We start from the raw sequence: 5,023 nt of genomic DNA, 5'->3' as shown, positions 1-5,023 counted from the left end.
CCATCAAAAGGATTGCGTTTTTTCAATCCGTTGATGAGCGGCTTATGTCTCGAGTGTCTGGGTGATGGAACAAGACGAGTTATTTCCCCACCAGCCCTTGTCCATCTAACGTAAAGGACCCATTTATCTCGAAACTGAGTCTTACAGAACGGGGCTTTAACTTAAAATCAAAACTGAAGTTTATCTATACTTTTTTAAAACAGTTAGGAGGAAGTGTCTTACAACGGGGTGCATGATGCAATTGAATATGATCAATAAAAGGGGAGTGGGAGCATGAGCGCAGAGTATTTTATAGGGATTGTACCGCCCGAATCCTATATGGAGCGGGTTGAACATTATAGAGAGAAGTGGATGGACCATTCGATTGTGGAACCACATATTACTTTAAAAGCACAGGGAGGATTATCACCGGACAGGAATTGGATAGAGCGTGTAAGAGAAGTTTGTGAAAATGTGCGTACCTTTTCGATTCAAGTAGCTGAACCTGCTTATTTTGGAGACCATGTTTTATACTTAAGCGTTCATTCTGAAGATCTGGCCCGCCTTCATGAATACATAGTCCATGAAATCTCCCCAACCGATGAACAGGTAAGGAAGTATTTTGAGCTGGATGATTTTGTTCCTCATCTAACCTTGGCTAAAGAAGCATTCGGTCTTTCGAAGCGGGAACTGGTAGAAATGGAAAAAGCGGCTTCCATAGAGCTATCTCCTTTTCCTCAGTTTGAAGTCGAATTTATAAGAATCTATGAACGCAAGACTCATGCGGATCGCTATGAGCCGTTTGAAGACATTTATTTGAATACAAAAGCATGAGCACCCGTCCTGAAGCGCTGATTTAGTAGCGGTGCAGTTTGATTTGGGAAAAGCTGATATAAGTTCTGAGAGCCCACTTTTTTAATTAAGAGTTTATTATATTAATAAATATTAACTTTCAACAGTAGGATAATAGATTTTTTAAACTAATTTTCTATTTTATTTCCAATTTTTGAAACGGTTAACAGGTTGTAACCGTACAAATTGTAAAGAAGTTTAATTGGAGGTTATTTGATGATCAAAAAACTACTACTTATGGCTATAACGCTCTTGATAGCTGCCGGCTGCACATCTACCCAGTCCTCTGGTGAGAATGCGAAAGAGCAAAGTACGGCAAAGGATGATGTTAAAAAGGTACTGGAGCAAATATTCTCAGGACCGGATCAAGAGTTAACCAAGTTTTATGAAGATCATAATCAGGAAGAGATTTCTAACTACTACATGGACCAATTCGAACCTTACTTTACGGAAAAGTATATGGACCAGGCGATGAAGACTAATCTGGTTAGCAGCTTTCACCAGAAGGCGTATGGAAATGAGGTTAAGATGGATATTGGCAGTATGAGCGTTGAGCAGAGTGAGGACAAAGAAACGGCTTATGATTTTAATACTCAAATCGATGTAAGTAATGGTCAATCCGCGAAGGTTAGTGGGAGAGTGAACACGAACGAACAGGGTAAAATCACTCGAATTCATTACATGGACCCTCAACCATTATTGCACGCTTTCGATACGGCAGTTGAAACGGAAGATGGACTGTTCGAATACGACCGTTCCAGACTGGTAAGTCGTACTGAAGATGAAGCTTATCAGCCTAAGTTTCCGGCTGTCATGCCTTTTGAAGTGGATGGTGTTGAAATAGAAGCTGGACCTATGGGCCAAAAGGACACCTTATTAACCTTTACCTTTCATGCTGAAACGGAGGAAATGATGGAATTGATGACGGTTAAGGATGGCGATATTTCCTACGAAGATTTGGAGACGGAAGAGGTTTCGGTTGGAGAACAAACGGGAGAATATGCCGGAAACAAAGGGGATATTCAACGATTGATTTGGAAAGATGGATCGATCACGTATGAGTTGAAAGGGAATGTAAAAGATTTATCAGAAGAGGACCTGATCACAGTAGCGGAGTCTTTTAAATAGGCTCTGTTAGAGTTCAATGTTGATAAATATAGAAAAAAGAGGAATTCCAAATAATTGGGAGTCCTCTTTAGTTGAAGAATTGTTCTTTTACTTTAGCACCGTTAATGAAAATACCTAGTAGGTAATCAGTCATATATCTATTCCACACTCTAACCCAAATTAAATAATTCCGAAATGATTTCATCACTTCCTGGAGTAAACATAAAAATTGAAAACGCAATACATAAGAATCCTATAAATACTAAGCTAATTTCTTTATTCCTACTCAGCCCTTTAACAACTAAAAATATGCCCGCAAATAATATTAAGAAATACCAAAAACCCATAACCTCACCCCTTAATAGAATAACGTTCCGTACGACCTAGCACCAGTAACTCTATTATTTTTTACAATTAAGTGACTCTTTAATAGCTTTATCAACTACACTTAGAAAAATTCCGTGAGAACCTTAAGGATATTCATAAGCATGAGGAGGACAAGTATAATGAGGCGGAAGATCCATAATAAATATCAGGGCGTCCTTCGGCAGAGGGGAGGGTTATAATGGATGTTTCCACTTTACTTACTTCTATTTTCTTTTTAATTTCACTTGTGTGTCTGTTGTTTATAGGCATTGTAAAAGTCTATTTGGATCAAAAAGATAATCAGCAAAGGTAATTCTTATTGAGGTCACCAGTTTGAGGAGGGAAGAGGGGAAGAATCCATCTTAACTCCCGATCTCCTGAATGGATGGGGTGCCTCGCGTAAGTATGTATTAATTCTTATTACTTAAAGTAGTTAAAAGAAATTGAGCTATGAATCGAAAGATAAGCCCCACAAGCAAAGCAATGCCCCAGATGATTAAGAACTGATCAGATAGTAAAGTGCCAAGTTGAAATCCTAAAAATAATCCTAACGCTATGGCCATTCCTAAAATAATCTGTTGACTGAGTTTCATACAACCACCTCCTGAACAAAGAATATAAAACTCTCCTTCCCTTTCGAGGGGGAATGAAACTCATAAGGTTTCCAATAAATGTTAGACCTGAGGTGGGAATATATGGGTCATGCAGCGTGGAAAGTTTACTGGCACTTAAATGGAGAATTTAGACATCAATATAGGCTTTTTTCATACAATATGTTGGGGTGAAAAAATGCCAAGAGTAAAATACAAGGACTCAGACGTTGCTTTAATGGCCAGGATGATGAGGGCGGAAGCTGAAGGTGAAGGGAAACAAGGAATGCTTTATGTCGGAAACGTCATTGTTAACCGGGCACAGGCAGATTGTTTAGACTTTACAGATGTACGATCCATTCCGCAGGTTATTTATCAGGTGCAAGGCGGCAATTATGCTTTTGAGGCGGTTCAGAAGGGTAATTTGTTCTATAGAAGAGCAAGATCTGTGGAAAAGAAATTAGCCAAAAGGAATTTGAATTTTTGGAGACAGCATCCGGCCAAATATGCTCTCTGGTACTTTAATCCATATGGTCCATGCCCTCCAACGTGGTACGGGGAACCTTTTACCGGGCAATTTAAAAATCATTGCTATTATGAACCAGCACCGGGTACTTGCGCCAGCATATATGCCTAACACCATTAAAAATAATCCTCCCTGAAAAAGGCGATTACTTCATAAGAGTAGTCGCCTTTTTACGTAGTAGAACGTTTACGTCAATGTTTCAAATCAATAGAACAGCAAAGAAAATACTGGCAGTCTCTTATGATTGACGCTTCATCCTACAATTGCTATGATTACCTTACGACCGTTCGTAAGGTTGAAATTATCGTATGAAAATTATTAATAAAGGAGTCATATATATGAACCGTTCATGGATGTTCGTAGTGATTGGATCATTATTTGAGGTAGGCTGGGTTATGGGATTGAAGCATGCTTATAATAGTATGACGTGGATAGCGACCAGCATAGCTATTTTTCTTTCGTTTGCCTTGATTATCAAGGCCACGCAGAAGCTTGCTGTTGGAACGGTTTATGCTGTCTTTACAGGTCTTGGTACAACCGGCACTGTATTTATGGAGATGCTGGTATTCGGAGAGCCCGTTAAGTTGTTAAAGCTTTTTCTGATTCTTATTCTATTAATTGGCGTTATAGGTCTTAAATTAGTCACTGGAGAACCTGAAGCAGAAGGGAGGACATCCTGATGGCATGGATCTTTCTTTTACTAGCTGGATGCTCTGAAGTCATAGGGGTTACCGGCCTGAATTTAATTCTCAGGCATAAGAATGTGGTATCCTTTGCCGTACTGGTGCTTGGAATGATCAGCAGTTTCAGTTTCTTAAGTTTTGCGATGCAGTCTCTTCCGATGGGGACCGCTTATGCAATATGGACAGGAATCGGAACGGTAGGATCAGGCCTTGTCGGCATCCTATTTTTTGAGGAATCCAGGCATTGGCTTAGAATTGTATTTATGGCTATGGTCATAAGTGCTGCCATAGGACTAAAAGTGATTAATTAAAATAGCTGTATGAAGTATCATGATGATAGGAAGGTGAAGCCGGTGAGCATTACTGCGGTTCAAATTAAGGAAATTTCGCTGAAGAATTTCGCCCGAAATGGTTATGAAGGGGCATCGATGTCGGAGATAGCTGAGGAAGTAGGGATTAAAAAACAGTCCATCTATACTCATTTTAAAGGAAAAGACGACCTTTTCCTTGCCCTGTGCCAGGATGCATATGAACACGAAATCAAGTTTGTCATGGATTATATTGAACAGAATAAGGACCTTCATTTAAAAGATTTTCTGTACGGGCTTCTTCTGCAAAGTATCGCCCGTTACGAAAAAAACCACTCCACCAAGTTCTGGATCCGTACAGCGTTCTACCCGCCGGTTCACCTGAACGATCAGGTCATGCACCTGACCTATAAATACCTGGACAGGTCAGAGGAATGATGGCTTCCGGTTATAGCTTCCGGCAAAGAGAAAGGAGAAGTTGATGCTGAGGTCGGAAAACAGCAGGCTGCATCAGCGTACCTGGCTTTGCTGGATAGTCTTTACGTGGAAATGCTTTACGGTGGTCCCGGCCGTGTGGAGAGAAGGGTAGAGGCTTCCTGGTATCTGTACTGG

The 5,023-nt window shown here is 40.2% G+C and carries 7 protein-coding genes; 6 read left to right on the top strand and 1 reads right to left on the bottom strand.

Features of this window, described 5'->3' with window-relative positions; translation table 11 throughout:
* The first annotated feature begins 273 nt into the window (after positions 1-273).
* Positions 274-813, top strand: coding sequence for a 2'-5' RNA ligase family protein (locus WAM07_RS10375; protein ID WP_422166613.1), 540 nt, complete (start codon positions 274-276; stop codon positions 811-813).
* 234 nt (positions 814-1,047) lie between these two features.
* Positions 1,048-1,959 (top strand): DUF4367 domain-containing protein, encoded by a 912-nt coding sequence (locus tag WAM07_RS10370; RefSeq protein WP_422166611.1) that lies wholly within the window; start codon positions 1,048-1,050, stop codon positions 1,957-1,959.
* 755 nt (positions 1,960-2,714) lie between these two features.
* Here the strand turns inward: WAM07_RS10370 and WAM07_RS10365 are convergent.
* The gene (locus tag WAM07_RS10365) at positions 2,715-2,897 is read right to left on the bottom strand and encodes a hypothetical protein (protein WP_422166609.1); all 183 of its coding nucleotides are present in this window, start codon (positions 2,895-2,897) and stop codon (positions 2,715-2,717) included.
* Between the two features lie 196 nt (positions 2,898-3,093).
* Between WAM07_RS10365 and WAM07_RS10360 the strand changes: the two genes are divergently transcribed.
* From WAM07_RS10360 to WAM07_RS10345, 4 genes are all read left to right on the top strand, one after another.
* The gene (locus WAM07_RS10360; protein WP_422166607.1) at positions 3,094-3,531 is read left to right on the top strand and encodes a cell wall hydrolase; all 438 of its coding nucleotides are present in this window, start codon (positions 3,094-3,096) and stop codon (positions 3,529-3,531) included.
* 227 nt (positions 3,532-3,758) lie between these two features.
* Entirely contained in the window at positions 3,759-4,100 is a 342-nt protein-coding gene (locus WAM07_RS10355) for a DMT family transporter (RefSeq protein ID WP_422166605.1), read from the top strand.
* Positions 4,100-4,414, top strand: coding sequence for a DMT family transporter (locus WAM07_RS10350; RefSeq protein WP_422166603.1), 315 nt, complete (start codon positions 4,100-4,102; stop codon positions 4,412-4,414). Before WAM07_RS10355 ends, WAM07_RS10350 begins: the two co-directional genes overlap by 1 nt.
* Before the next feature lie 42 nt (positions 4,415-4,456).
* Positions 4,457-4,849, top strand: a complete 393-nt coding sequence (locus WAM07_RS10345) for a TetR/AcrR family transcriptional regulator (protein WP_422166601.1) — start codon at positions 4,457-4,459, stop codon at positions 4,847-4,849.
* Positions 4,850-5,023 lie beyond the last annotated feature (174 nt).

Origin of the sequence: Halobacillus sp. (assembly GCF_049282395.1) — a bacterium.
In the GTDB taxonomy this organism is placed as follows: domain Bacteria; phylum Bacillota; class Bacilli; order Bacillales; family Halobacillaceae; genus Halobacillus.
This window is presented reverse-complemented; position numbering and strand designations above follow the sequence as displayed.

Coding starts and splice junctions, on each gene's coding strand:
- WAM07_RS10375 (WP_422166613.1), top strand. CDS start 274: ATGAGCGCAGAGTATTTTATAGGGATTGTACCGCCCGAATCCTATATG.
- WAM07_RS10370 (WP_422166611.1), top strand. CDS start 1,048: ATGATCAAAAAACTACTACTTATGGCTATAACGCTCTTGATAGCTGCC.
- WAM07_RS10365 (WP_422166609.1), bottom strand. CDS start 2,897: ATGAAACTCAGTCAACAGATTATTTTAGGAATGGCCATAGCGTTAGGA.
- WAM07_RS10360 (WP_422166607.1), top strand. CDS start 3,094: ATGCCAAGAGTAAAATACAAGGACTCAGACGTTGCTTTAATGGCCAGG.
- WAM07_RS10355 (WP_422166605.1), top strand. CDS start 3,759: ATGAACCGTTCATGGATGTTCGTAGTGATTGGATCATTATTTGAGGTA.
- WAM07_RS10350 (WP_422166603.1), top strand. CDS start 4,100: ATGGCATGGATCTTTCTTTTACTAGCTGGATGCTCTGAAGTCATAGGG.